Source organism: Neoroseomonas eburnea (assembly GCF_018129005.1).
Lineage (GTDB): Bacteria > Pseudomonadota > Alphaproteobacteria > Acetobacterales > Acetobacteraceae > Neoroseomonas > Neoroseomonas eburnea.
In genome coordinates this window covers 68,140-94,309 of record NZ_JAAEDL010000012.1, presented here as the reverse complement: position 1 = coordinate 94,309, position 26,170 = coordinate 68,140, and the positions used below count along the sequence as shown (strand labels likewise).

The 26,170-nt window shown below is 70.1% G+C and carries 25 protein-coding genes; 8 read left to right on the top strand and 17 right to left on the bottom strand.

The genetic code is table 11. The features are described from left to right. Positions 1-4: 4 nt before the first annotated feature. From GXW74_RS13740 to GXW74_RS13665, 16 genes are all read right to left on the bottom strand, one after another. The gene (locus GXW74_RS13740) at positions 5-712 is read right to left on the bottom strand and encodes an ABC transporter ATP-binding protein (protein WP_211847083.1); all 708 of its coding nucleotides are present in this window, start codon (positions 710-712) and stop codon (positions 5-7) included. Then, positions 709-1,482 carry an ABC transporter ATP-binding protein gene (locus GXW74_RS13735; protein ID WP_211847082.1) on the bottom strand — a complete coding sequence of 258 codons (774 nt, stop codon included), beginning with the start codon at positions 1,480-1,482 and terminating at the stop codon, positions 709-711. The genes GXW74_RS13740 and GXW74_RS13735 overlap by 4 nt, the downstream gene beginning before the upstream one ends. Continuing rightward, positions 1,479-2,276: an SDR family NAD(P)-dependent oxidoreductase gene (locus tag GXW74_RS13730; RefSeq protein ID WP_211847081.1), complete on the bottom strand. Its 798-nt coding sequence runs from the start codon at positions 2,274-2,276 to the stop codon at positions 1,479-1,481. The genes GXW74_RS13735 and GXW74_RS13730 overlap by 4 nt, the downstream gene beginning before the upstream one ends. After that, positions 2,273-3,238, bottom strand: coding sequence for a branched-chain amino acid ABC transporter permease (locus GXW74_RS13725; protein ID WP_211847080.1), 966 nt, complete (start codon positions 3,236-3,238; stop codon positions 2,273-2,275). Before GXW74_RS13725 ends, GXW74_RS13730 begins: the two co-directional genes overlap by 4 nt. Then, complete coding sequence (locus GXW74_RS13720) at positions 3,235-4,137, bottom strand: branched-chain amino acid ABC transporter permease (protein WP_211847079.1); 903 nt, start codon at positions 4,135-4,137, stop codon at positions 3,235-3,237. Before GXW74_RS13720 ends, GXW74_RS13725 begins: the two co-directional genes overlap by 4 nt. A 31-nt stretch (positions 4,138-4,168) precedes the next feature. Then, the gene (locus GXW74_RS13715) at positions 4,169-5,437 is read right to left on the bottom strand and encodes an ABC transporter substrate-binding protein (RefSeq protein WP_211847078.1); all 1,269 of its coding nucleotides are present in this window, start codon (positions 5,435-5,437) and stop codon (positions 4,169-4,171) included. 146 nt (positions 5,438-5,583) lie between these two features. Continuing rightward, entirely contained in the window at positions 5,584-6,252 is a 669-nt protein-coding gene (locus GXW74_RS13710) for a TetR/AcrR family transcriptional regulator (RefSeq protein ID WP_246523321.1), read from the bottom strand. A gap of 66 nt (positions 6,253-6,318) precedes the next feature. Beyond that, positions 6,319-7,293, bottom strand: a complete 975-nt coding sequence (locus tag GXW74_RS13705) for a Bug family tripartite tricarboxylate transporter substrate binding protein (RefSeq protein WP_211847076.1) — start codon at positions 7,291-7,293, stop codon at positions 6,319-6,321. Continuing rightward, a complete protein-coding gene (locus tag GXW74_RS13700; protein ID WP_246523318.1) occupies positions 7,283-8,272 on the bottom strand; it encodes a Bug family tripartite tricarboxylate transporter substrate binding protein in 990 nt (329 codons plus the stop codon). The genes GXW74_RS13705 and GXW74_RS13700 overlap by 11 nt, the downstream gene beginning before the upstream one ends. 22 nt (positions 8,273-8,294) lie before the next feature. Then, positions 8,295-8,687, bottom strand: a complete 393-nt coding sequence (locus GXW74_RS13695; protein ID WP_211847075.1) for a MaoC family dehydratase — start codon at positions 8,685-8,687, stop codon at positions 8,295-8,297. Beyond that, the gene (locus tag GXW74_RS13690; protein ID WP_211847074.1) at positions 8,684-9,064 is read right to left on the bottom strand and encodes a hotdog family protein; all 381 of its coding nucleotides are present in this window, start codon (positions 9,062-9,064) and stop codon (positions 8,684-8,686) included. Before GXW74_RS13690 ends, GXW74_RS13695 begins: the two co-directional genes overlap by 4 nt. Continuing rightward, positions 9,061-9,477, bottom strand: a complete 417-nt coding sequence (locus GXW74_RS13685) for a Zn-ribbon domain-containing OB-fold protein (RefSeq protein ID WP_211847073.1) — start codon at positions 9,475-9,477, stop codon at positions 9,061-9,063. The genes GXW74_RS13690 and GXW74_RS13685 overlap by 4 nt, the downstream gene beginning before the upstream one ends. Before the next feature lies 1 nt (position 9,478). After that, entirely contained in the window at positions 9,479-10,633 is a 1,155-nt protein-coding gene (locus tag GXW74_RS13680; RefSeq protein ID WP_211847072.1) for a thiolase family protein, read from the bottom strand. After that, entirely contained in the window at positions 10,630-11,442 is an 813-nt protein-coding gene (locus tag GXW74_RS13675) for an enoyl-CoA hydratase/isomerase family protein (RefSeq protein WP_211847071.1), read from the bottom strand. Before GXW74_RS13675 ends, GXW74_RS13680 begins: the two co-directional genes overlap by 4 nt. Continuing rightward, positions 11,439-12,575, bottom strand: coding sequence for an acyl-CoA dehydrogenase family protein (locus tag GXW74_RS13670; RefSeq protein ID WP_211847070.1), 1,137 nt, complete (start codon positions 12,573-12,575; stop codon positions 11,439-11,441). The genes GXW74_RS13675 and GXW74_RS13670 overlap by 4 nt, the downstream gene beginning before the upstream one ends. Before the next feature lie 7 nt (positions 12,576-12,582). Continuing rightward, positions 12,583-13,365 (bottom strand): IclR family transcriptional regulator, encoded by a 783-nt coding sequence (locus GXW74_RS13665; RefSeq protein ID WP_211847069.1) that lies wholly within the window; start codon positions 13,363-13,365, stop codon positions 12,583-12,585. A gap of 232 nt (positions 13,366-13,597) precedes the next feature. On the opposite strand from GXW74_RS13665, the gene GXW74_RS13660 reads away from it, so the two are divergent. The 7 genes from GXW74_RS13660 (at position 13,598) to GXW74_RS13630 (ending at position 25,007) form a co-directional block, all read left to right on the top strand. Beyond that, entirely contained in the window at positions 13,598-14,800 is a 1,203-nt protein-coding gene (locus tag GXW74_RS13660; RefSeq protein WP_211847068.1) for an efflux RND transporter periplasmic adaptor subunit, read from the top strand. A gap of 10 nt (positions 14,801-14,810) precedes the next feature. Further along, positions 14,811-17,957: an efflux RND transporter permease subunit gene (locus GXW74_RS13655; RefSeq protein ID WP_211847067.1), complete on the top strand. Its 3,147-nt coding sequence runs from the start codon at positions 14,811-14,813 to the stop codon at positions 17,955-17,957. A 2-nt stretch (positions 17,958-17,959) separates the two neighbouring features. Beyond that, positions 17,960-19,435, top strand: a complete 1,476-nt coding sequence (locus GXW74_RS13650; protein ID WP_211847066.1) for an efflux transporter outer membrane subunit — start codon at positions 17,960-17,962, stop codon at positions 19,433-19,435. Next, a complete protein-coding gene (locus tag GXW74_RS13645) occupies positions 19,432-20,070 on the top strand; it encodes a TetR/AcrR family transcriptional regulator (RefSeq protein ID WP_211847065.1) in 639 nt (212 codons plus the stop codon). Before GXW74_RS13650 ends, GXW74_RS13645 begins: the two co-directional genes overlap by 4 nt. A gap of 51 nt (positions 20,071-20,121) precedes the next feature. Beyond that, entirely contained in the window at positions 20,122-21,783 is a 1,662-nt protein-coding gene (locus tag GXW74_RS13640; protein WP_211847064.1) for a hydantoinase B/oxoprolinase family protein, read from the top strand. Positions 21,784-21,927: 144 nt separating this feature from the next. After that, positions 21,928-24,030: a hydantoinase/oxoprolinase family protein gene (locus GXW74_RS13635; protein WP_211847063.1), complete on the top strand. Its 2,103-nt coding sequence runs from the start codon at positions 21,928-21,930 to the stop codon at positions 24,028-24,030. Further along, positions 24,027-25,007: a Bug family tripartite tricarboxylate transporter substrate binding protein gene (locus GXW74_RS13630; protein WP_211847062.1), complete on the top strand. Its 981-nt coding sequence runs from the start codon at positions 24,027-24,029 to the stop codon at positions 25,005-25,007. The genes GXW74_RS13635 and GXW74_RS13630 overlap by 4 nt, the downstream gene beginning before the upstream one ends. On the opposite strand, the gene GXW74_RS13625 is transcribed toward GXW74_RS13630, so the two are convergent. Further along, complete coding sequence (locus GXW74_RS13625; protein ID WP_246523335.1) at positions 25,008-25,640, bottom strand: glutathione S-transferase family protein; 633 nt, start codon at positions 25,638-25,640, stop codon at positions 25,008-25,010. Between the two features lie 58 nt (positions 25,641-25,698). Between GXW74_RS13625 and GXW74_RS13620 the strand changes: the two genes are divergently transcribed. After that, positions 25,699-26,130 (top strand): PaaI family thioesterase, encoded by a 432-nt coding sequence (locus tag GXW74_RS13620; RefSeq protein WP_211847060.1) that lies wholly within the window; start codon positions 25,699-25,701, stop codon positions 26,128-26,130. Positions 26,131-26,170 lie beyond the last annotated feature (40 nt).

Here is a 26,170-nt window from a genome sequence, read left to right as displayed (position 1 = left end):
CGGGTCATACCTGGAGATAGCGGGCCTGGATCGAGGGATCGGCGCGGAACTGCTCCACGCTCCCGCGCCAGACGATGGTGCCCTTGTCGATCACAGCGACGCGTGTCGCCACGCCGAGACAGAAGCGGCTGTTCTGTTCAGCCAGTACGATGGTGGTGCCCATCTCACGCAGACGATGGATCAGCTCGCCGATCTGCGCGACGATGAGCGGCGCGAGTCCCTCGGAGGGTTCGTCCAACAGCAGCACAGCCGGGTTCCCCATGAGGCTGCGGACGATGGTGAGCATCTGCTGCTCACCGCCTGAAAGCTTCCCCGCCATCCGCTTGCGCAGCGGCACGAGGAGGGGAAACACCTCGAAGGCGCGCTCGATGTTCCAATCTCCGCCGCCGGGGCCCCGCTTCTGCGCGATCTCGAGATTCTCCTCGACCGTATGATCGGGAAAGACCTGGCGGTCTTCTGGCACGAAGCCGATCCCGGCGCGCGCGATGCGGTACGGCTTCGCGCCCGCGAGATCCACCCCACGCAGCAGGACGTGCCCGGCGCGCGGCGGCAGCAGGCCGGCGATCGCCTTGAAGGTCGTGCTCTTGCCGGCGCCATTGCGGCCCATGAGGGCGAGGGTCTCGCCACGCTCAATCTCGAAATGCACATCGAACAGGACCTGGCTCGCGCCGTAGGCCGCATCGAGACCGGCCACCGAGAGTTCCGCGGTCATGCCGCGTCGCCATCCAGCGCGTGCTCGGCGCCGAGATAGGCCTTGATCACTGCGGGGTTGCGGCGGACCTCCTCCGGCGTGCCCTGCGCGAGCACGGCGCCATAGCGAAGCACGCGCACTGTCTCGGCAATCCGGAAGACGATGTCCATGTCGTGCTCGATGAAGACCAGCGTCATGCGCCGCGCCTCCCACAGCCGGTGCACGCGCTCGATCATCCGCCAGCGCTCCTCCGGCCCCATGCCGGCGGTCGGCTCGTCCAGCAGCAGCACTTTGGGGTCGAGCGCTAACGCGAGCGCGATGTCGAGCAGCTTCTGGTCGCCGTGCGAGAGGTGCTTCGAAGTCACGTCGGCCAGGTCGTGAAGTCCGCAAAGCTCCATCACCTCCGCGGCGCGCGCGGCGACGTCCGCCGGAGGGAATGCGCGCAACAGGCTGGCAGTGCAGCCTTCGTGGGTGAGGATCGCCGCGGCCAGGCTCTCCGCAACGGTGAAGCTGGGAAAGAGATTCGCCACCTGGAAGGCGCGGCCGACCCCATGCCGCACGATGTCCTGCCGGTCGAGGCCGGTGACATCCTTCCCATCCAGCAGCACGCGCCCGGAGGTGGGCTTGACGCGGCCGCTGATCAGATGGAAGAGCGTCGTCTTGCCGGCGCCATTCGGGCCGATGATCGCGGACAGCGAGCCCGCGGCAAAGTCGAGCGAGACATTGTCGGTTGCCACCACGCCGCCGAAGGTGCGGCGCAGGCCCTGCAGTTCGAGCCGTCCGCCTCTCATTTGCCGTTGCCCCGTGGACCGGGCAGGCCGCCATAGGTGGCCCAGGACCCCGCTACGAGCCAGCCGGCATCGACCGGCAGGTTGATGCCCGTGATGGCACAGGCTGCGTCGGAGCAGAGGAAACACACGGCTTCGGCGATGTCCTCCGGCGTCACCATGCGCCCGAGAGCGCTGCCGCCTTCGAGCAGGGAGACGACGCGTTCGCCCCTGTCGATCGCCTCCTGCAAGGCGGGCGTGCGGGTGAAACCCGGTGAGACGGCATTCACGCGCACGCCCGAACGCCCCCATTCGGCGGCAAGACACCGCGTCATCTCGATCACCGCCGCCTTGGCCGGCGAATAGGCATGCAGCGGCATCGATCGGATGCCGGCGATGGATGCGATCGTCACGACTGCCCCAGATCCGCGCACTGCCATGCGGCGCCCGAAGGCGACAGCCGAATTCCAGGTGCCGATCTGGTCGATTCGGACAACGTTCTCGACATCGCGTTCCGGCAGCTCCTCGGCCCGCAACGGCCGTTGAATGACCCCGGCGGATGTCACGAGGATGTCCACCGGGCCAAGCTGCGCTTCCACCGCCGCGGCGGCCGCATCGTTCGCGGCCTTCGTCGAGACGTCGAGCGCGAAGGCGATGCCGCCGACCTCCCGCGCCACCGCTTCGGCGCGCGCCAGATCAAGATCTGCCACCGCTACCCTCGCGCCGCGCGCGGCGAGCAGGCGGCAGCATGCCGCGCCGATGCCGCTCGCTCCGCCGGTGACCGCGGCCACCTTGCCGGCGAAGTTCTGCTCGCTCATGTCCGCTTCTCCTGACGCTCACGCCAAGCATCCACGACAAAGTCCAGCAGGCCCTTGCGGAGTCCGAGCACGAGTACGAGCAGAATGCTGCCCATCACCAGCCCATGGTGCTCCGTGATGTTGGTGATGCGGTCGTTCAGTACGAGAAAGATCGCCGTGCCGACCAGCGGCCCCAGGAAGACGGTGATCCCGCCCAGCATGATCATGAAGATCGCCTCGCCTGAGGTGGTCCAGTAGAGGAAGGTCGGAAATGCACCGGAGACGTAGAGGCTCATCAGCACGCCCGCGAGCCCGGCGAAGGTGCCGGCGATGACGAAGGCCGCCAGCCGGTAGCGGAAGATGGACAGGCCGACGAAGGCCGCACGCTCCGGATTGTCGCGCAGCATGCGCAGCGCCGCCCCGAAGGGCGAGCGTACGATCTGCCGCAGCGCCACCACCGAGACGAGCAGGCAGAAGGCCGAGAACATCGCCAGGTGCCGTGCATCTCCGAGGTCGATGCCGAGGAATGGCGGCTTCGGCACGCCACCCATCAGGCCCTGGTCGCCGCCGGTCAGCGACACCCACGAGATCACCAGCGAATGGATCAGCATCTGGAAGGCGAGCGTCAGGAACGCGAAGTAGATCTCGGACAGCCGCACGCAGAGCGTGCCGATCGCCAGCGCGAGTACTGCCGTGAAGGCCATTGCCGCCAGGATCGCGGCGGGCACCGACCAACCGCCTGACTGCATCAGCAGCCCGAAGGCGTAGGCGCCGGATCCGAAGAACGCGGCATGGCCGAAGGAGACGAGGCCCGTGGTGCCGATCAGCAGATTGAGCGACATCGCCAGCAGGCCGAAGATCGCGAAGCGAACTGCGAAGTCATGTACCGAAGAGACGCCGAGGGCGAAGGCCGGCACCGCCAATGCGACGAAGGCGAGCGCCGCGACCAGCACATCCCCGCGCCAGGAGAGCGCCGTCCTCATGCCTGGCTCTTTCCGGCGAGGCCGCTCGGCTTCAGCAGCAGGACCAGCGCCATCATCAGGAACATCATGCCCTCGGTGAAGAGCGGGAAGCCGATCGATCCGAAGGAGCGCGTGAAGCCTATCAGCAGCGCCGCGATCAGGGCGCCCGAGATCGAGCCCATGCCGCCGATGACCGTGACGATGAAGCTCTCGATCAGGATCGAAACGCCGGCGCCCGGCACCACGGACCGGATCGGTGCGGAAAGCGCGCCTGCCAGCCCCGCGAGCAGCGAACCGATGCCGAACACCGCGGCGAAGATCGCCGCAGTGTTGATGCCGAGCGCGCCGACCATGCCGGGATTGACCGCCGCGGCACGCACCGTGCGCCCGAAGCGCGTGCGCCCCATACCGTAGGCGAGCGCCACCGCGATCGTTGCCGTGATGCCGAACAGGATGAGGTAGTAGTAAGGAATGATCCCGCCCGCGATGATCACCGGCGGTTGCCGGAATGCATCGGGCAGGTCCATCTTCAGGAAGTCGCCGCCCCAGATGATCTTCACCAAATCATCGACGATCAGGATGATGGCGTAGCAGACGAGCAACTGCATGAGAACGTCGCTTCCGTAGATGCGGCTGAGCAGGAAGCGTTCCATCAGCAGCCCGACGATGGCGACGCCGAATGCGCCGGCCGCCATCGCCGCCAGGAAGCTGCCCGTCGCGCCGTAGGCGGTCAGCGCGAAGTAGGATCCCAGCATATAGAGCGTGCCATGCGCGAAGTTCACCAGGCCCAGCACGCCGAAGATCAGCGTCAGCCCGGAGGCGACCAGGAACAGCAGCAGCCCGATCGTCAGCCCGGCTGAGACCTGGGTGACGAGGCAGGAGGCCGAGCCGAGGCAGGAAGAGAGTTCGCCGAGGTCCATTGATCGCTCCGGGCAGGCGTGCGCGCCTGCGTCAGGCCCAGCCCTTGGAACGCTTCCAATCCTGCTCGTGGCGGAGGATCGTCGCCCAGTCGGCCTTGGTCATGTTCTCGACGAAGGGATCGGCGGAGATGGTGGTGCCCCAGCCGATCGCGTAGCCGACCAGCGTCTGATCCTCGGCGCGCATCGTCACCTTGCCGTCGGCGCCGAAGGGGCTGTCGATGGTCATGCCCTTGAGCGCGGCAGCGAGCTGGCGCGGATCGGTGCCGCCGACCTTCCTGAGGGCTTCGACCAGCAGGCTCACCGCGGTGGCGGATTGCCAGGCCCAGTTGGTCGGAAAGGTCTGATAGCGGCGGTTGTATTCCTCGGCGAAGGCAAGGTTGCCCGGCACCGCAGGGAAGGTCTTGAGGTAGCGGTTGCCCGAATGCATGCCGCGCGGCAGCGCCTTGATCTGCTGCAGCGTGGTGTAGTCGGCCAGGTTCACGCCGAAGAACTGCGACTGGTTGAACAGGCCGTAGAGCGAGGCCTGCTCGACGAAGGTCACCAGGTCACCGGCCCAGAGGCAGGAATAGATCGCCTGCGGGCGACCCTGCGTCAGACGCGTCACGTTCTCGGTGTAGTCGGGCTGGAAGAGCCGCGGCCAGGTCTCGCCGATCACCTGCACATTGGGTGCGAAGGCCTTCAGGTACTCGACGAACTCGGCCGTGGTGTCGCGGCCATAGGCGTAGTCGGGGGAAACCGTCATCCAGCGCGTCAGGTTGCGTGCCTTGACGATCTCCGCCGCGTAGGCGCCGCCGGCGATCGAGTCATGGATGCCCTGCCGTGCCACGCGGAAGGCATTCCAGAAGCGCTGCCGGGGGTCGGCCGTCAGCGAGGAGGTCTCGGAGTTCAGGTGCAGCGTCAGCGTGCCGGTCTCGCGCACCACCTCATGGACGGCGAAACCACCGGCGGAGGCTTCGGCGTCGAAGATCAGGTCGACGCGGTCGGAGGTGATCATCTCCCGCGCGATGCGGGCCGCTTCCGCGGGCACGCCGCGGCTGTCGCGCACGATCACCTCGATCGGCCGGCCATCGAGCCCGCCGGCGGCGTTGAAGCGCTCGACCTCCATCATCACCGCATTGCGGGAGGAGACGCCGAGCTGCGCCACGCGGCCGGAGAGGATGGTCGGCATGCCGATCTTGATCGGCTGGCGCGCCTGGCCGCGCGCGATCATCGGGAAGCCGGCGATGGCGGCGGCGCCTAGCGCGGCACCGGCCGCCAAGGTGCTGCGGCGGCCGATGCCGCCCCGGTCGTGCTGGGACATTGCTTCCTCCTGTTGGGGCCATGGTGCCTGCCCGGCGCCCTTGGCGGGAGTCTTAGGGCCCTCGCCGCGGCGTGGTCAATGTGAATATGACTTCTGAATCAGGATTCATTTTATGATAGCGCAAACAACCCCCCGCGCGCGGACCGTCAGTCGCGCGCAGCCCCCGAAAGACCGTGCCGGATCAGCTTCGCATAGGCACGCATCAGGCTCTCCGGCGGCGCCTTGACCCGCCCGCCTCCGGCCTGGGCGTAGCGCAGGCTCGTGTAGCTGCGCGCGGCCATCAACAGAAAGACGAGCGGTTCGATCTCGTCCTCCGCGAAGCCCGGCAGCGCGCCGCGCCCCTGGGCACGTTCGAGGGCCTGGCGGTATCCGGCGGCAATGTTGGCGAAGTGCTGGCGGAAGCCGCGCGGCGCATAGACCTCGGCCTCGTTCAGGATGCGCAGGAAGGCGGGGCGCTTCTGCAGGAAGGCGAAGAAGGCGCGGAAGCGCTTCTCTTCCCGCATGAACTCGTCGCGCTCGTCCCGCACCGCCGCAGCGATGTGCGCCAGCATTTCCTCACCCATCGCAGGCAGGAGCTGGTCCAGCAGATCCTGGCGAGAGGCGAAGTAATTGTAGAAAGTGCCCTGCGCGACGCCCGCGAGCGTGGTGATGCGCGAGATGGAGGCGCCGGCATAGCCATGCTTGCCGACGACGCGCGCCGCCGCGTCGAACAGGGCCTGGCGCACCTGCTCGGCCTTCTCCTCCCGGCGCAGGCGAACGCGTCGGGTAGTCGGCTTCGCCGTCGAAGCGGGCGTGGTGCGGGCGGTTCTGGCCATGGCGTGCGGTACGCAGGCTGTCATGCCGGCCGCCCCGCCGTCAAAGACGGGAAGGCCATCACGCCGTCAGTCCGCGCGGATGCCGGCGGTGGCGATGACGCCGCGCCAGGTCTCGGTCTCCGCGCGAATCCAGGCTTCGCTGGCCTCCGGTGTGCCGGTCGCGGGCTCCAGGCCCATGGCGGCGAGGCGCTCGCGCGTCTCCGCCTCGGCCAGTATGGCGTGCAGTTCCGCATTGAGACGCTGGATCGCCGGCGCCGGCGTGCCGCGCGGCGCGAGCAGCCCGTACCATCCGGAGACCTCGAAGCCGGGCAGGCCGCTCGTCGCGATCGGCGCCACGCCGGGCGTCAGCGCACTCGCCTGCGCGGTGGCGACGCCGATGGCACGGATCCGCCCGCCCTCGATGAGCGGCCGTGCGGCCGCAACGCTCGCGAAGACCGCCGCGACGCGCCCCGCGGCAAGCTCGGTGAGTGCAGGCGCCTCACCCCGGAACGGCACGTGCACGATGTCGATGCCAGCCTGGTGCTTGAACAACTCCATCGCGAGGTGGGAGGTCGTGGCATTGCCGGCGGAGCCGTAGCTCAGCGTGCCCGGCTGCCGCCTCGCCGCTGCGATGAAGCCGGCGGCGTCGCGCACCTCCATGGCCGCGGGCACCGTCAGCAGGATGGGAAAGCGGCCAACCATGCCGATGCCGCTGAAGTCGCGCAGCGTGTCGTAGGGCAGGTTCCGGTGCAGCACCGGGTTCACGCTGGCGACGCCCTGGTAGACCAGCACCAGGGTCGATCCGTCGGGTGCGGCGCGGGCCGCTGCCTCCATGCCGATGATGCCGCCGCCGCCAGGGCGGTTCTCCACCACGAAGGACTGGCCGGTGCGTTCCGACAGGCGCCGGGCGAGCAGACGTGCCAGCCCATCCGTCAGGCCGCCCGGTGCGATCGGCACGATGATGCGGACCGGCCGGCCTGCATCCTGCGCTGTCGCCAGTCCCGGCCAGACGCCGAGGGTGGCGATGATGCCGCGCCGCGTCGCGTGCGGTTCACGTGGCATCGATCTGAACTCCCTCGCGACGCACCACCGCGCCCCATTTCTCGATCTCGGCGCGAATGAAGGCGGCGAACTGCTCCGGCGTGCCGTAGGCTGGGACGCCGCCCATTTCCGCGAAGCGGGAAATGGTGGCGGGCGCATCGAGCAGCGCCTTGATCTCCAGGTTCACCGTGCGCAACGCATCGGCGGGCACGCCGGCCGGGGCCATGATGCCGAACCAGGTGTTGACCTCGTACTCCGCGAGTTCCGGCATCGCTTCGCGCATGGCAGGCAGCTCGGGCAGTTGCGGATTCCGCTCGGCGCTCGTGACCGCCAATGCCCGCACGCGCCCGCCACGGATGTGCGGCATCGCGGTGGAGAGGTTGTCGAACATGAACTGGATGTTGCCGCCCAGCAGGTCGAGCATCGCCGGCGCCGAGCCGCGATAGTGCGAGGGCACTGCCTGCGTGTTGGTCAGTTGGAGGAACCAGGCGGCGGAGAGATGCGGTGACTGCCCGACGCCGGCCGTGCCGTAGGTCAGCTTCCCCGGATCGCGCCGCAGCAGCGCAACCAGCTCCGGCACCGTGTTCGCCGGCACCGAAGGATGCACCACCAACACATTCGGCCCGCGGATCATGCAGGAGACCGGCTGGAAGCTCTCCGGCCGGTAGGGCAGGTTGCGGAACAGGGAATAGGCGATGCTGCTCGGGCCGATATTGGTGCTGAGCAGGTTCAGCATGTCGGGTGCGGCGCGCGCGATCTCCGCGGTGGCGATGGTGCCGCCGCCGCCGCCCTTGTTCTCGACCACCACGGTCGCACCCCAGCGCTGCTGGAGATGCGCGGCCAGCATGCGTGCCATGATGTCCGTGGTGCCGCCGGGCGCGGCGTTGACCAGGATGCGCATCTGCCCGGACGGCCGCCAGGATTGCGCCGCGGCCTGGCGCAGCGGCATCAGCGTCGCGAGGGGTGCCGCCAGGACGGCCCGGCGGGATATCGTGCTCATTGGGGTGTTTCCTCCTGCTTCGTCATGCCGGTTGATCCGGCTTCCGCGCCACACTGCCGGCCGGCCAGGCGGTGCCGATGATCACGTCGTCGCCGGCGCCATTGCGGACCCAGACGTCGTAGGCGCCGTCCTTGCGGCGATGGCCTCCGGCGGTGACCCGAGTGTCCTGCAGGACCGGCCGCACGAACCGCACATCGAGCGCGATCGGCATGGCCTGCCCGAAGGCGCGGCGCAGCGATTGCCACACCAGGTTCAGCGACAGCATCCCGTGCGCGATCGGCTTGCCGAAGGGCGTGCCGGCGGCGAAGGCCTCGTCCACGTGCAGCGGGTTGTAGTCGTCGGTGATGGCGGCGTAGGCGAGGATGGCGCTGCGATCCACCATCCTGCTCACCTCGGGCAGGGTGTCCGGCATCATGCGGCCCACAGCACCGTCATGCGGCCGCGAAAGGCGGGGCCTTCCGTGCCGGCGGTGTCCATGCCGAGCGTCACCCGGAAGCGGCCCTTGCGCACTTCCTTCTCAAGGCAGGTGATGGTGGTGGTCAGGTGCTCGCCGACATGCGGCAGGCGCAGCAGGTCGAAATGCTGCGCGGCGTGGACGTTGCCCGGCGGGCGCGGTTGCAGCACCTCGGCATAGGCACGCATGGCGATGGCGGCGACCATGCCGTGCGGCATCGCGCCGCCCAGGTCGTCCTCCGGGAACAGCGCCTGCCAGGCCTGCAGCTTCGCGGCATCGAGCACCGCCTCGCTGCGCCCCATCACCTGGCCGGGGGTGAAGCTCTCGTAGGTGATCATGGCGCCTCCGCGGCGACGGCATGCGGCAGGGCAATGCCATTTGGGCCGGCCGGCGGGTCGAAGCCGATGCACACGGCGTCGTCGATCTGCGGGTCATCCGCCGCCGTGCCACGCAGGTTCACCATGATGCGCGGCCCTTCCTCCAGCGCGACCAACGCGACGACGTAGGGCACCTCCGCCTTGAAGGCCGGCGAAGGCGGGCGATGGACGCGCGTATGGCTGACGATGCGGCCGCGGCCGCTCGCCTTCTCCCACGCCGGGGAGGGCGCGTGGCAGCGTGCGCAGAGCGCGCGCGGCGGGAACTGCGCCGCGCCGCAGGACAGGCAGCGTTGCAGGCGCAGCTCACCCTGCGCGCAGCCTTCCCAGAAGGATGCGGTGTCGGCATTCGGCACGGGCCATGGCTTGTCGGTCATGTCACTGCCTCCCGAGCACCAGCGAGCAATGGGCGGAGAGGATGCCGCCATCGCCATGCACGAAGGCGAGCTCCGCATCACGCACCTGGCGCGCCTCGGCTTCGCCGCGCAATTGGCGCACCGCCTCGACCACGTGGAACAGCCCGCCGGCGGCGCCGGAATGGGCGTAGGACATCAGCCCGCCATGCGTGTTGCACGGCAGGCTTCCGCCGAGGTCGAGCGCGCCGGCGAGCGCCGCCGGCCCGGCCTCGCCCTTCTGGAAGAAGCCGATCGATTCCAGCTCGACCAGCAGCGTGATGGTGAAGCTGTCGTAGATCTCCGCCACGTCGATGTCGGCGGGTGTGACGCCGGCGCGGCCGAAGGCCTGGGCGGCGCTGTCGCGGCAGCCGAACTCCGTCAGGCTGGGCGCGGCGACCAGATGCTCATGCGTGTTCTTCTGCCCGGTGCCGAGCACGGCAATCGCGCGCTTCGCCGTGTCCCTCGCCGCATCCGCCGCGCTGACGACGATCGCCGCGCCGCCATCGGAGATCAGGCAGCAATCGAGCAGGCGCAGCGGCTCCGAGATGAAGCGGCTGGCGAGCACATCGGCCACCGTCATCGGCTTGCGCATCTGCGCCTTGGGGTTGCGCGTCGCATGGGTGCGGCTGGCCACGGCCATCGCCGCCAGGTGTTCCGGCGTGGCGCCGTATTCGTGCATGTAGGCCTGCGCCACCAGGCCATAGAGCGCGGGGATCGTCACGCCGAAGGGGCGTTCGAACTGCGGGTGGCCGACCTCGGCCAGCGCGGCCACGGCCCTGTCGCGCGACAGGCCGCTCAGGCGGTTGTCGCCTGCCACCACCAGCACATGGCGGCAGATGCCGGACTTCACCAGCGCGGCGGCCTGCATCGCCATGACGCAGCCGGTCGCGCCGCCCGCATGGATCGCAGCGGAATAGGCCGGCTGGATCCCGAAATACTCGCAGAAGACCGAGGCGAGCATCAGGTGCGGCTCGGTGAAGGAATAGGCACAGAGCACGCCGTCGATGTCGGAAGGCTTCAGCCCGGCATCCGCCAGCGCGAGCGAGGCCGCCTCCGCATGCAGCCCCATGCAGGTGGAACCGGGCAGTTCGCCGACCGCCGTGTCGGCCGCACCGGTGATGATGGCGCGCTGCTTCATGCACTCGCCTCCTTGGCCATGCGATCCCAGTCGAAGGCCAGTGGCTGCTTGGTCAGGAAGCGCTGCACCGCCTCGTGATGATAGGCGCCGGCGATCGCCATGCCCTGGGCATAGGCCTCGATCTCGCCGAGCGCCCGCTGATCCAGGTTGAAGGACTGGTTCAGCGCGTGCTTCGCCATGCCGAGCGCCGTGGTCGGCGCGTTCCGGAAGCGAGCGGCGAAGGCCATGGCGCGCTCGGCCAGCGCTTCCTGCGGATGGATCTCCAGCACGAAGCCGAGCGACTTCGCTTCCTCCGCATCCACCGTGCGCGCCGTCATCACCAGCTCCTTCGCGCGCTGCAGGCCGAGGATGCGCGGCAGCAGCCAGAAGGCGCCGAGGTCCGGCACCAGGCCGACGCGCGCGAAGACCGCGCAGAAGCGCGCGCGCGGGCTCGCCAGCACGAAGTCCGCCGCGAGCGCCAGCATGAAGCCGGCACCGAAGGCGGCGCCGTCCACCGCGGCGATGACAGGCTTCTCCAGGTTGATCAGCTCCGGCAACCAGACATGCAGGGCGCGGATGCGCTCGCGCGCCGCCTCGACGCTGGATCGCGTCTCGCCCAGCGCGGCGAGGTCGCCGCCGGCACAGAAGGCGCCGCCCGCGCCGGTGATCAACAACGCCTTCACCGCCGCATCTCGCCGCGCGCGCAGCACGACGTCGGCGATCTCCTCCCGCATGGTCACGTCGAGCGCATTGCGCTTGTCCGGGCGGTTCATGGTGAGGACGCCGACGCCGTCCTCCACCCGCCAGGTGATGGCCTGGTAGTCGCTCACAGTCCGAGCCCCCGTGCGATGAGGTTGCGTTGGATCTCCGATGTCCCCTCGCCGATGACGTAGACGAGGGAGTCGCGATGGATGCGCCCGACCGGGTAGTCCCGCATCAGCCCGGCGCCGCCATGGATGCGGATCGCGGCTTCGGAGACGCGCACCGCGCATTCGGAGGCGACGAGCTTCACTTTCGCTGCCGTCGCCGCATCCAGCGTGCCCTGATCCACGCGCCAGGCGCCGTAGTAGACGAGCCAGCGCGCGGCCTCGATCTCGGCCGCCATATCGGCGAGCTTGTGCGCGATGGCCTGGAACTGCCCGATCGGCTTGCCGCGCACCAGGCGCGTCTTCGCGTAGTCCAGCGCCGCTTCCAGCGCCCCCTGCGCCATGCCGAGCGCATTCGCCGCGACGCCGACGCGGTTCTCGACCAGGCTCTCCAGCACCACCGGATAGGTGCCGGTGCGTTCGCCGAGCAGACAGTCATCGGGAACGAAGGCGTCCTCGATGTAGAGCAGCCCGGTATCCGATCCGCGGATGCCTTCCTTCTTCAGCCGGGTGATGGTGATGCCCGGGTTGGGCAACTCCACCAGGAACAGGCTGATCGCATCCGGCGTCAGCTCCGGCCGGGTGCGCGCGGCGAGGGTCAGGAAATCGGCGATCGGCGCATTGGTGATGTAGAGCTTCGATCCCTTGAGCCGCCAGCCGCCCTCGACCTTCTCCGCCCGCGTGCGCATGGCGCGGATGTCGGAGCCGCCATCGGGTTCCGACAACGCGAAGCCGGCGATCTTCTCGCCCGTCAGGCCAGGGCGGAAGAAGCGCTCCTTCTGCGATTCGGTGCCCGCTTTCCAGATCGGCCAGATGCCGAGATGGCTGTGCCCGGACCAGGAGGAGGAGAAGGCCTGGCAGACCCGCGACATTTCCTCCCGCAGGATGCAGTCGGAGACCTTGTCGAAACCCGCGCCGCCATCCTCGGCGGGGTAGCGCACGCCGATCAGGCCGAGCTCGCCGAAGCGGCGGAACAGGTGCTTCGGAAAGATCTCGGTGTCGTCGGCCTCGCGCGCCAACGGGGCGAGTTCGGTCTCGGCGAAGCGGCGCACGGTGTCGCGCAGCGCCTCCTGCTCGGGGGTGAAGGTGAAGTCCATGCTCTCCTCAGGCGGCTGGCAGGATGGCGGCGCCGGTCGGTCGCGCGCCGAGGGCGCGGCCGACCTCCTCGGCCGCCGCGGCGAGCGCGGCACCGAGGCGGCGGGTGGTGGCGCGGCCGAGCCGGGCCGTGAGATCGACGGCCGAGATCGCCATCACCGGCTGCCCCGCACCGTCGCGCACCGCGGCAGAGACGGTGGTGATGCCGGAGACGAAGTTGTTCACGTCCGCCGCGTAGCCGTCGCGCCGCGCCTGCGCGACCTGGCGCAGGAAGGTGGCGAAGGGCGGCAGCGCGTCGGATCGCAGCAGCGCGTAGCGACGCGCCAGTTCCTCCTCCGGCAGGCCGGCATGGGCTGCCATGCAGCGGCCGAGCGCGCCGATCAGCAGCGGCAGGCGCTGGCCGATGTTCATGTGGATGCGGACCATGGCGCTGCCTTCCGCGCGGTCCACCAGCACCACGCGGTCCGGGCCGGCGCGCAGCCATAGCGTCATGGTCACGCCGAAACTGTCGGCCAGCGCCTCCAGATGCGGCCGCACCACGCGCACCGCGCCGACGCCGTCGAGCGCCGAGGCGGCGAGCTCCGCCAGTCCCAGCCCGGGCGAATAGGTCTTCGCCGCAGGATCGAAGGCGACCAGCCCCTCGGCCGCGAGGGTGCGCAGGATGTTGAAGCAGGTGGAGGGGTTGAGCGCGAGCGATCGCGCCACCTCGGTGACGCCCGCCGGGCGGCGGTGCGTGGCGAGGAAACGCAGGATCCGCGTGGCGGCGATGACTGCGCCGACTTCCTTGGCCACCGGGACGTCTTCTCCATAGAGAATAGAATTTTCGTTAGAGAGAACCCTAGGCCGGCGGTCGCACTCTGTCAAAGCCCATGCCCATCGGTCCGAGCCGCGGCATCCGGTGCTGTGCCTCGGTATCGGCCCGGTGGCGCGTCATGTTGCGTTGCAATATGTGCCTTGACGGAAATGGGAAACTCATTAGTTTCCAAGATCGGAAACTGACTGGTTTTCTCATATGGAGCCCGGTATGCCCCTCGCCGCCGCCTTGCCCGCACGCGGGACCCGTCGCGTTGTCGCGGCGCTGGGGCTGCTCGCCCTCGCCGCCTGCGACGACAAGCCGCCTGGTGCGGCCAATGCCGCGCCCGCGCCGCCCCCGCCGACCGAGGTCACCGTCGTCACCCTGCGCCACCAGCCAGCGCCGGTGACCACCGTGCTCCCCGGCCGCACCGCGGCCTACCGGGTCGCCGAGGTTCGCCCGCAGGTCGGCGGCGTGCTGCGCGAACGCCTCTTCACCGAAGGGGAGGAGGTCACGGCCGGGCAGCCGCTGTTCCGCATCGATCCCGCGCCCTTCCAGGCGGCGCTGGAAACCGCCGAGGCGACCCTCGCCCGCGCCGAGGCCGCGGCCCATTCGGCCGAGATCACCGTCAACCGCTACCGCCCGCTGGTGCGCGCACGCGCCGTCAGCCAGCAGGATCTCGACGTCGCGGAAGCCACGCTGCGCCAGGCGGAGGCCGATGTCGCCTCGGCCAGGGCGGCGGTGGACACGGCGCGGATCAATCTCGGCTACACGGTGGTGAACTCGCCGATCGCGGGGCGCACCGGGCGATCGTCCGTCACCGTCGGCGCGCTGGTCACGGCGAGCCAGGCAAGCGCCCTCGTCACCGTCACCCAGCTCGATCCGATCTACGTCGACGTGACGCAGCCGAGCGCCGCCCTGCTGCGCCAGCGCCGCGACGTCGCCGAGGGCGTGCTGCGCCGCGATGCCGCCGACCGCGCATCGGCGGTGCTGATCCTCGAGGACGGCACCGAATACGCCCGCCGCGGGGAGATCCAGTTCTCCGAGGTCATCGTCGACCAGGGCACCGGGTCGGTGACGCTGCGCGCCGTCTTCCCCAACCCGGACGGGTTGCTGATGCCGGGCATGTTCGTCCGGGCCCGCGTCGAGGAGGGTGTGATCGACCAGGCCCTGCTGGTGCCGCAACAGGCCGTGCTCCGCACGCCGCGCGGCGAGCCCATGACCTATGTCGTGAATGCGCAGGGCGTGGTGGAGCAGCGCGTGCTGAAGACCAGCCGCGCCATCGGCACCAACTGGCTGGTGACGGAGGGCCTCGCCGCCGGCGACCGCGTGGTGCTCGAAGGCGTGCTGCGCATCCGGCCCGGCGCGCGGGTGAATGCCTCCGAGGCTCCGGCCCGACCCGGCCAGGTCGCCGACGCGCGCACCGGCGGCTGAGGCACGCGACATGGCCCGCTTCTTCATCGACCGCCCGGTCTTCGCCTGGGTCCTTGCCATCGCCATCATGCTGGCCGGCCTGCTGTCCCTGCGGGCACTGCCGGTCGCGCAGTATCCTTCCATCGCGCCGCCGGCGATCTCCGTCACCGTCACCTATCCCGGCGCTTCGGCCGAGACGGTGCAGAGCACCGTCGTGCAGGTGATCGAGCAGCAGCTCACCGGCATCGACAACCTGCTCTACTTCTCCTCCAATGCCAGCAAGGACGGCAGCGCCACCATCACGCTGACCTTTGCCCAGGGCACCAACCCGGACACGGCGCAGGTGCAGGTGCAGAACAAGGTGCAGCTCGCCGTGCCTCGCCTGCCGCAGACCGTCCAGCAGCAGGGCATCCGCGTCGCCAAGGCGACCAACAACTTCCTGATGGTGGTGGGCTTCGTCTCGTCCGACGGGCGGATGACGAACTCCGACATTTCGGACTTCCTGACGACCAATGTGCAGGACCCGCTGAGCCGCACGCCCGGCGTGGGCGACTACCAGGTCTTCGGGTCGCAATACGCCATGCGCATCTGGCTCGACCCGGCGAAGCTGGTGAATTTCGGCCTGACGCCGGGCGATGTCGCCGATGCGATCCGCGCGCAGAACGTCCAGGTCGCGAGCGGCGAGATGGGCGCGTTGCCCTCGGTCGAGGGCCAGCAGCTCAACGCCACCGTCATCGGCCCGTCCTACCTGCGTTCGCCGGAGGAATTCGGCAGCATCCTGCTGCGCGTGCGCACGGACGGGTCGCAGGTGAGGCTGCGCGACGTTGCCCGCGTCGAGGTCGGCAGCGAGAGCTACGCCATCGGCTCCCTCTACAACGGCCGGCCCGCCGCGGGCATCGGCGTGAAGCTGGCGAGCGGCGCCAATGCGCTCGACACCGCCGCGGCGGTGCGCGCCACCATCGACCGGCTGCGCCCGCTGCTGCCATCGGGGCTCGAGGTGGTCTATCCCTACGACACGACGCCCTTTGTCGTGCTGTCCATCACCAGCGTGGTGCACACGCTGATCGAAGCCATCGGCCTCGTCTTCCTGGTGATGTTCCTGTTCCTGCAGAATTTCCGCGCCACGCTGATCCCGACCATCGCCGTGCCGGTCGTGCTGCTGGGCACCTTCGCGGTGCTGCAGGCGGCGGGCTTCAGCATCAACACGCTGACCATGTTCGGCATGGTGCTGGCGATCGGCCTGCTGGTGGACGACGCCATCGTCGTCGTCGAGAACGTCGAACGCGTGATGGCGGAGGAGCATCTCTCCCCTGTCGAAGCCACGCGCCGCTCGATGGACCAGATCACCGGCGCGCTGATCGGCATCGGCATGGTGCTCTCCGCCGTCTTCCTGCCGATGGCCTTCTTCGGCGGATCAACCGGCGTCATCTACCGCCAGTTCTCCATCACCATCGCGACCGCGATGGGGCTGTCGGTGCTGGTGGCGATCTTCTTCACCCCGGCCCTGTGCGCCACGCTGCTGAAGCCGCACAAGCCCGGCCATGGCACCTGCGGCTTCTTCGGCTGGTTCAACCGCGGCTTCGACCGCGCCAACCGCGGCTATACGCGCGGCGTCGGCGCCAGCCTGCGGCGGCCCTTCCGCATGCTGGTGATCTATGCCGCGCTGCTGGCCGGGCTCGGCGTGATGTTCCTGCGCCTGCCCGGCGGCTTCCTGCCGGATGAGGACCAGGGGATCGCCTTCGTCCAGGTCGTCGCGCCGCCGGGCGCGACCGCCGACCGCACCCAGCGCGCGCTGGACGAGGTGACGCGCTACCTGCTCGAGGAGGAAGGCGGCGTCGTCGCCTCGGTCTTCGCCATCAACGGCTTCAACTTCAGCGGCCGTGGCCAGAATTCCGGCATGGCCTTCGTCAAGCTGCGCGACTGGAGCGAGCGCCCCGGCGCCGCCAACAGCGTGCAGGCGCTGACGGGTCGCATCATGCGGCGCTTCGGCACCTACCGCGACGCGATGATCTTCGGCTTCGCCCCGCCGGCGATCACCGAGCTCGGCAACGCCACCGGCTTCACCTTCCAGCTCCTCGACCAGGGCGGCCGCGGGCATGAGGCACTGATGGCCGCGCGCAACCAGCTCCTCGGCCTCGCCGCGCAGAGCCCGATGCTGGTGGCCGTGCGCCCCAACGGCCTGAACGACGAGGCGCAGTTCCGCCTGGTCATCGACTGGGAACGCGCGAGCGCCCTCGGCCTGTCGGTTTCCGACATCAACACCACGCTCTCCACTGCCTGGGGGTCCACCTACGTCAACGACTTCATGGATCGTGGCCGGGTGAAGCGCGTCTATCTGCAGGGCGAGGCCGGCGCGCGCATGCTGCCGGGCGACCTCGACCGCTGGTTCGTGCGCAACGCGACCGGGCAGATGGTGCCCTTCTCGGCCTTCGGGCACACCGAATGGGTCTACGGCTCGCCGCGGCTCGAACGCTTCAACGGCATCGCCTCGCGCGAGATCGCCGGCGCGCCGGCGCCGGGCTTCACCACCGGCGACGCCATGGCGGAGATGGAACGCCTCGCCGCCCAGCTCCCGCCCGGCTTCACCCATGCCTGGAGCGGCATCTCCTACGAGGAACGCCAGTCCTCCGGGCAGGCGCCGGCGCTCTATGCGCTGTCGCTGCTGGTGGTGTTCCTCTGCCTCGCCGCGCTCTACGAGAGCTGGTCGATCCCGGCCGCGGTGATGATGGTGGTGCCGCTCGGCGTGCTCGGCGCGGTCGGGGCCTCGCTGCTGCGCGGGTTGTCCAACGACATCTACTTCCAGGTCGGGCTGCTCACCACCATCGGGCTGTCGGCCAAGAACGCGATCCTCATCGTCGAATTCGCCAAGGAGAATTTCGACCGCGGGATGGGATTGCTGGAAGCGGCAGTGGACGCCGCGCGCCAGCGGCTGCGGCCGATCGTCATGACCTCGCTCGCCTTCGGCCTCGGCGTGGTGCCGCTCGCCATCTCCACCGGCGCCGGCGCGGGCGGGCAGAACGCCATCGGCATCGGCGTGCTGGGCGGCGTGGCCGCCGGCACGCTGCTCGCCATCACCTTCGTGCCGGTGTTCTTCCTCGTCGTGCTGCGCCTGTTCCGCACCAAGCCGAGGACCACCGAAACCGCCACGCCGGTCCCGCTGCCGGCGGCCGGGGAATGACCATGCATCGCCTTCCGACCCTGACCCTCGCGCTGCTGCTCACCGCCGGCTGCAGCCTGATTCCCGACCGGCCGGCGACCGATGCCTCGGTGCCGGGCGGCTGGCCCGACGGGCCTGCCTACCGTCGCACCGCTGCTGCGCCGGCGCCGGTGGATCCGGTGCGGGACGCCGACGCCATCGGCTGGCGCGACGTCTTCACCGATGCCCGCCTGCACCGTGCCATCGAGGCGGCGCTCGCCGGCAACCGCGACCTGCGCATCGCCGTGCTGAACGTCGCGCTGGCCGAGGCGCAGTTCCGCGTGCAGCGCGCCGACCTCTTCCCGCAGGTCGGCGCCACCGGCAGCCTGGAGGCCAGCCGCACGCCGCTCGCCGTCGGCTCGTCCTCCGTGCCGATCGACAGCACCGCGGGCATCACCCGGCGCATCTACGGCGCGGGCATCGGCTTCAGCGCCTATGAGATCGACCTCTTCGGCCGCGTCCGCAGCCTCAGCGCCGCGGCCTTCGAGCGCTACCTCGGCTATGCCGAGACCCGACGCAGCGCCCAGATCAGCCTGGTGGCGCAGGTGGCCAATGCCTGGCTCGCCGTCGCCGCCGACCAGGAGGCGATCGACCTCACGCAGCGGACGCTCGCCAACCAGCAGGAGGCGCTGTCCATCACCCGCGCCGCCTATGAGGGCGGGACGGCGACGGAACTCGCGCTCCGCCAGGCGCAGACCTCGGTCGAGACCGCGCGCGCCAGCCTGGAACGCTACACGCGCCTCAAGGCGCAGGACGTGAACGCGCTGGCGCTGCTGCTCGGCGGCCCGGTTCCGGAGGACCTGCTGCCCGCCTCCCTCTCCGCCCGTGCTCCGGCGGTGGCGGAAGTCTCGCCCGGCATCTCCTCGGAGATCCTGCTGCGCCGGCCGGACGTGCTGGCGGCGGAGCGCAACCTTTCCGCCGCGAATGCCGAGATCGGCGCCGCCCGTGCCGCCTTCTTCCCGAGCATCACCCTGACCGCCAGCGCCGGCACGGCGAGCGCCGGCCTGTCGCAGCTCTTCGGCGCCGGCAGCGGCACCTGGACCTTCGCGCCGCAGATCAACCTGCCGATCTTCACCGCCGGCGCCCTGCAGGGGAGCCTCGATGCCGCCCGCATCCGCACCGACATCCAGGTCGCAACCTATGAGCGCACGGTGCAGTCCGCCTTCCGCGAAGTGGCGGACGCGCTCGCCGCGCGCGGCACCTACGACCGGCAGATCGCCGCCCAGCGGGCGCTGGTCGCGTCCTACCAGGACGCCTACCGGCTCTCGCTGCTGCGCTTCCGCAGCGGGCTCGACAACTACCAGGCCCCGCTCGATTCCCAGCGCCAGCTCTTCACCGCCCAGCAGGAGCTGATCAGCCTGGAATTGCAGCGACTCCAGAACCGCGTTTCCCTGTACCGTGCCCTCGGGGGCGGCTGGCAGGAGAGGAGCGGGGCCATGGCGCAATCGGGGAGGTCATGAGCGCGACGGCGGAGCTCCTCGCGCGGCGACGGCTGACGGAGGCGGACCGCGCGCGCGTCCTGCGGGAGGCGGCCGAGGCGGTCTTCCTGCGCGACGGCTACGCCGCCGCCCACATGGATGAGGTCGCGCGCGTCGCCGGCATGTCCAAGCGCACGCTCTACCAGCACTACCCGTCCAAGGAGGCGCTGTTCGAGGCGGTGATGCAGGAATGCCTCGCGCCGATCGGCGTCGATCCGGAGATGGAGAACCTGCCGGACCTCGCCGCCGCGCTGCGCGGCATGCTGATGTCCTTCGTACGACAGCTCTTCGAGCCGCGGCAGATCGCCATCTTCCGCCTCGTCATCGCCGAGGTGAAGCGTTCCCCCGAACTGGCGGACGCCTTCCATCGCGCCGGACCGGGGCGGGGGGCGAGTTCCCTCGAGCGCAGGCTCGCCGTCGAGATGGAACGCGGACGCCTGCGCCTGCGCGACGCGCGGCAGGCCGCCCGGATGCTGTTCACCATGGCCCTCGGCGCGGCGCATATGTGGCTGCTGCTCGGCCTGCAGGACGCGCCCGACGAGGCCGCGATGGAGCGGGTGGTCAACGAGGCGGTCGAGGTCTTCCTCCATGGCGCGCTGGCGGCGCCGACGGCCTGACGCGGGCCGGGAGGGTTGCGCATTCGGCGAGGGCGGTGAACCATTCGCTCCATGCCCGATCCCGATGCCTTCGATCCCATCAGCCTCGAGATCCACTGGTCGCGGCTGATCTCCATCGCCGACGAGGCCGCCACCGGCCTGTTGCGCACCGCCTTCTCCACCATCGTGCGCGAGTCCAACGACTTCGCCACCGTGCTGATGGACAGCAACGGCGACAGCGTGTCCGAGAACACCGGCGGGATCGCCTCCTTCTCCTGCATCCTGCCGAAGACGACCAAGACCTTCCTCGAGCGCTTCCCGGCCGAGACCTGGCGACCGGGCGACTGCGTCATCACCAACGACCCCTGGCTAGCGACCGGGCATCTGCCCGATTTCACGGCCGTGACGCCGATCTTCGCCAAAGGCGTGCTGGTCGGCTTCGCGGGCTCGATCTCGCATTCGCCGGATGTCGGCGGATCGCTGTGGTCGGCGGATTGCCGCGAGCTCTTCGAGGAAGGCATCCGCATCCCGCCGTCGCGGCTCTACCGCGAAGGCAAGCGCAACGACGACCTCGTCGAGGTCCTGCTCTCCAATGTCCGCGTGCCGCGGCAGGTGATGGGCGACCTCGAGGCGCAGGTCGTCGCCAACCAGGTCTGTGCGGCCGGGGTGGCGGAATTCCTCGCCGACACCGGCCTGCCAAATCTGCAGGGGCTGTCGACGGCGCTGTCGAAGCGCACCGATGCGGCGATGCGCCGCGCCATCGCGGCGCTGCCCGACGGCACCTGGCGCAGCGTGATCGAAGCGGACGGCTTCGATGAGGCGATCACCCGCATCGCCTGCGAGGTCACCATCCGCGGCGATACCATGCACATCGACTACGCAGGCACCTCGCCGCAGGTCGATCGCGGCATCAACTGCGTGATGAACTACACCCATGCCTATTCGGTCTATCCGGTGAAATGCGCGCTGGATCCCTTCACGCCGCGCAACGAGGGCTCCTACCGCGCCATCGCCGTCGCGGCGCCGGAGGGCAGCATTCTCAACCCGCGCTTCCCCGCGCCCTGTTCCGCGCGGCAGCTCACCGGCCATCTGCTGGCGGGCGCGATCTACAAGGCCCTGGCGCCGGTGATGCCCGACAGGATCATCGCCGAATGCGGCGGCGCGCCGACCATGCGCGCCCTGTTCAGCGGCATGGACCGGGAGGGCGACCGGTTTTCCCAGGTGCTCTTCGCCTCCGGCGGCATGGGCGCCTCGCCGCATCGCGATGGCCTGCCGACCACCGCCTTCCCGACCAATGTCGGCGCGGGCTCGATCGAGGCCTATGAGAGCGTCGCGCCGCTCGTCGTCTGGAAGAAGCAACTGCTGCCGGATTCCGGCGGGGCCGGGAAGTTCCGCGGCGGCCTCGGGCAGGAAGTGGAGATCGAGGTGCGCGCACCCGAGGCGGTGCGCCTCTCCCTGCTGTCCGACCGGCGCGACCATCCGGCGCAGGGCGTGCTCGGCGGCGGGCCGGGCGCTGCCTCGGTGATCGAGCTCGCCGACGGCACCAGGCCACATCCGAAGTCCCGCACCACGGTGGCCACGGGCGCGCGGCTGCGCCTGCACTATGCGGGTGGCGGGGGGTACGGGGATCCGGCGGAGCGCGACCCTGCCGCTCTCTCCGAGGACATCCGCAATGGCTACGTCACGCCCGAGGGCGCAGCGCGGGACTACGGGGGGCGACATGATCGCGGCTGAGGAAAAGGGACGGGGGGAAGGGAACTTCCCCCCGCGCCCCCCAACCTTTTTTGGCATTTGGGAACTGACAGCGGTGGCCAGCACCAATAGACAGAAGAAAGGGATGGGGGTGCGGGGGAAGGTTCTCCTTCCCCCGCGTGCAGCATGACCGCCACCGCCCGCATCGGTGTCGACGTCGGCGGCACCTTCACCGACTTCGTCCTGCACGACCCGGCGCGCAACCTGGTCGCCACCGGCAAGCGCCTGACGACGCCCGACGACCCGTCCGAGGCGATCGTCGGCGGCATCGCCCGCCTGCTGGAGGAAACCGGCCTGCCGCCCGGCGCGCTGCATTCCGTGGTGCACGGCACGACGCTGGTGACCAACACCATCATCGAGCGCACCGGCTGCAAGGTTGGCCTGCTGACGACCGAGGGTTTCCGCGACTCCATCGAGATCGGCAAGGAAACCCGCTACGATCTCTACGACCTCTTCCTCGAAGCCCCGCCGACGCTGGTGCCGCGCCATCTGCGGCTGGAGGTGCCGGGCCGCCTCGACATCCATGGCGAGGAGCTGAAGCCGCTGGACGAGGCCGCGGTGCGCCGCAATGCCGATGCGCTGGTCGCCGAAGGCGTCGAGGCCATCGCCATCGGCTTCATGCATGCCTGGCGCGATGCGCGGCACGAGAAGCGCGCCGCGGAGATCGTCCGCGCCGCGCATCCGGGGATCGCGCTGACGCTCTCCTCCGCCGTGGCACCGGAGATCCGCGAGTTCGAGCGCATCTCCACCGCCTGCGCCAATGCCTACGTCCAGCCGCGCATGCTGCGTTACCTGGACCGGCTGGAAGCGCGGCTGGCGACGCTCGGCGTGACCGGCGCGCTGTATGTGATGCTCTCCGGCGGCGGCATCGCTTCCGTCCAGGAGGCGAAGGACTTCCCGATCCGGCTGATCGAATCCGGGCCGGCGGCCGGCGCCATGGCGGCGTCCTGGCTCGCGCGGCAGGCGGGGCTCGAGCATGTCGTCTCCTACGACATGGGCGGCACCACGGCGAAGATGTGCCTGATCGAGAACGGCGCGCCCGACCGCAAGTTCGAGTTCGAGGCCGGCCGCGTGCGCCGCTTCCAGAAGGGCTCCGGCCTGCCGCTCAAGGTCTCGGTCGTGGACATGATCGAGATCGGCGCCGGCGGCGGTTCCATCGCCCGCGTGGAGGAAGGCTCCGGCCTGATGAAGGTCGGCCCGCGCAGCGCCGGCGCGAAGCCCGGACCGATCTGCTACGGCCGCGGCGGCACCGAGCCGACGGTGACCGATTCCGACCTCGTGCTCGGGCGTCTCGACCCCGCCTACTTCCTGGGTGGCGAGATGGCGCTCGACCTCGATGCGGTGAAGCGCGCGGTGACGGACCGGCTCGCGACGGCGCTGCACGTCACGCCCGACGACGCCGCGCTCGGCATCCGCCGCATCGTCGACGAGACCATGGCGGCGGCGACGCGCATGCACCTCGCGGAGAAGGGCCGCGACCCGCGGCGCTACACGCTGATCGCCTTCGGCGGTGCGGGGCCCGTTCATGCCTGCGAACTGGCGCGGCTGCTCAAGATGCAGCGCGTGGTGGTGCCGCTCGGCGCGGGTGTGGCCTCCGCGCTCGGCTTCCTCGTCGCGCCGCCGGCCACCGACCTGGTGCGCAGCCTGGTGGGGCGGCTGGAACGGCTCGACTGGGGCAAGGTCGCCGCGCTGTACGCGGAGATGGCCGAGGAAGCCCGCACGCTGCTGACCGGTGCCGGCGCCGATCCCGCGACCATCGCCTTCAGACCGGCGGCCGACATGCGTTACGTCGGCCAGGGCTTCGAGATCCCGGTGCCGCTGCCGACGATGACGCCGACGGCGGCCGACCTGCCGGCGATCCGCGAGAGCTTTCTCGCCGCCTATCGCGAGCGCTTCGGCCGCGCGCTGGAGGACCTGCCGGTCGAGGCGCTGACCTGGCGCCTCGCCGCCGCCGCGCCGGGGCGCGACATCGACATGAAGGGCGCCAACGTCGTCGAGGGCCGCGTCGCGGAGCGTGGCACACGGCGTGCTTTGTTCGAGACCGCCGGATGGCAGGACTGCGCGGTGATCGACCGCTACGCCCTCGCCCCCGGCGCGACCTTCGCCGGCCCCGCGCTGGTCGAGGAGCGCGAATCCACCTGTGCCGTCCCGCCGGGCGCGACCGTCACGGTCGACGCCTTCCGCAACCTCGTCATCGACCTGCCCACCCCACAGGAGGCCACGACATGACCGCGCTGCACCGCCGCGCCCTGTTCGCCGCCACGCTTGCCGTGCCCGCGCTGCGCGGCGCCGCCGCGCAGGGCACCTGGCCCACGCGGCCGGTGCAGATGGTCAATCCCTGGCCGGCCGGCGGGTCCTCCGACACCATGACGCGGCTCTTCGCGCAGCGCTTCACCGAGGTCTTCGGCCAGCAATTCGTCGTCGAGAACCGTGCCGGCGCCTCCGGCACCATCGGCCACAACCACGTCGCCCAGCAGCGGCCGGATGGCTACACGCTGCTGTTCGCCACCAACAGCACCTACGCCATCGCGCCGCATCTGCTGCCGCAACTGCCCTACGACAACCGCGCCGCCTTCACCGGCATCAGCCTGGTGGCGCGCACGGCGCAGTCGCTCTGCGTGCATCCCTCCCTGCCGGTCGCGAACATCGCCGAGTTCCTCGCCTATGTGCGCACCCACCCGGGGCAGGTGAACTTCTCCTCGGCGGGGATCGGCGCGACCAGCCATCTGGCGACCGAACTGCTGATGGCGGCGGCGAACCTGGACATGGTCCACGTGCCCTATCGCGGCGGCGCACCCTCCGCCCAGGCGGTGCTGGCGGGGGAGACGAAGGTCTCCTTCATCGATGCCGTCACCGCGCTGCCGCACCGCGCGGCCGGCACGCTGAAGATGCTGGCGGTGTCCACCTCGGCGCGCACGCCGCTCGCACCCGATGTGCCGACGCTGCAGGAAGCCGGCGTGGCGGGCTTCGAATCCTCGACCGACATGGCGCTGATGGCGCCCGCGGGCCTGCCTGCCGCACTGACCGACCGCCTGGCCGAGGCGGTGCGCGCCGCGGTGAACGATCCCGCGTTCCGCCAGCGGATCGTGGCCCAGGGCGCCGATCCGGTCGGCGGCACGCCGGCCGAATTCGCCGTCTATTGGACGCGCGAGAGCGAGAAGTGGGGCACTCTCATCCGCGCGCGCAACATCCGCGCGCCGACCTGATCAGCGCATGGGCGGCGCCGTGCCGCCCATGCCCGCCGGCGGCACCGTCTGCGCGACGGAGGGGCGCGCCTGCGCCGCGTCGAACAGGTCCGACAGGGCAGGCCTTCCCTGACGCCAGTCGAACATCGTGTGGCGCCGCTCGCAATATCCGAACAGCGAAACCAGCGCGAGAAAGGCCGCATCCTCCGCCACGAAGACGCCCGCCGCCACGTCGCGCTCCAGCGCATCCGCGACGCGCACGGCGCGCAACGCCTCGAGGGCGATGACGCCCGGCGAGCGTTCATGAGGAGGCCGCCGCAGTTCCCGGTTCCACACCGCGATGCCGTCCATCATGCCAAGGACACGCCCGTAGGCGGCCAGAGCGCGCGGGCGGTCCGGCCCCGGCAGCAGGCGGCGCGCGGGCTCGACCAGGCTATCCAGCATCATCAGCACCGGCGTCGTCTCGGTGATCGTCGTGCCGTCGTCCAGCACCAGGGTCGGCACCCGGCCCACCGGGTTGAAGGGCAGCAGTGCGGAGAAGGGGTCGCGCAGCGTCGCCTCCTGCACTGCAACACGGTCCTGCAATCCGAGTTCGATCACCGCCATGCGGGCGATGCGGGCATAGGGGGATCCGGCGGCGTGGAACAGGCGCATGGGGGCCACGCTACCACCCCCCGTTGACGCCGCCAGCCCGCCGGGCGAAGCCGGACGCATGACCGACACCCCCGCCCCCTTCGACCCTGTCGCTGCCGGCTGGAAGCCGTTCCGCTGGCACGCCGACGGCTTCCCCACCCTGGTCGGCCCCTTCTGGTCGAAGAAGGAAGGCGACGCCTGGGCCTACGGCCTGCTCGCCGAGGAGAAGCACGGCAACGCGCATGGCATCGTCCATGGCGGCATGCTGGTGACCTTCCTCGACCAGATCCTCGGTGCCACCTGCTGGGAAGCGGCGCACCGCGCGCCGGTGGTGACCATCCAGCTCAATACGCATTTCGTCTCCGCCGCGCGGGCCGGGGATTTCATGGAGGCGCGCGGGGAAGCGGTGCGCGCGACGAAGTCCATGGTCTTCGTCCGCGGCCAGATCACCGTGGGGGACCGCATCGTCGCCACCGCCGACGGGGTGTGGAAGCGGCTGGGCGCGCCCTGACCGCTTCGCTACCCTGTCGGGAACGCCACGGCAGGGAAGG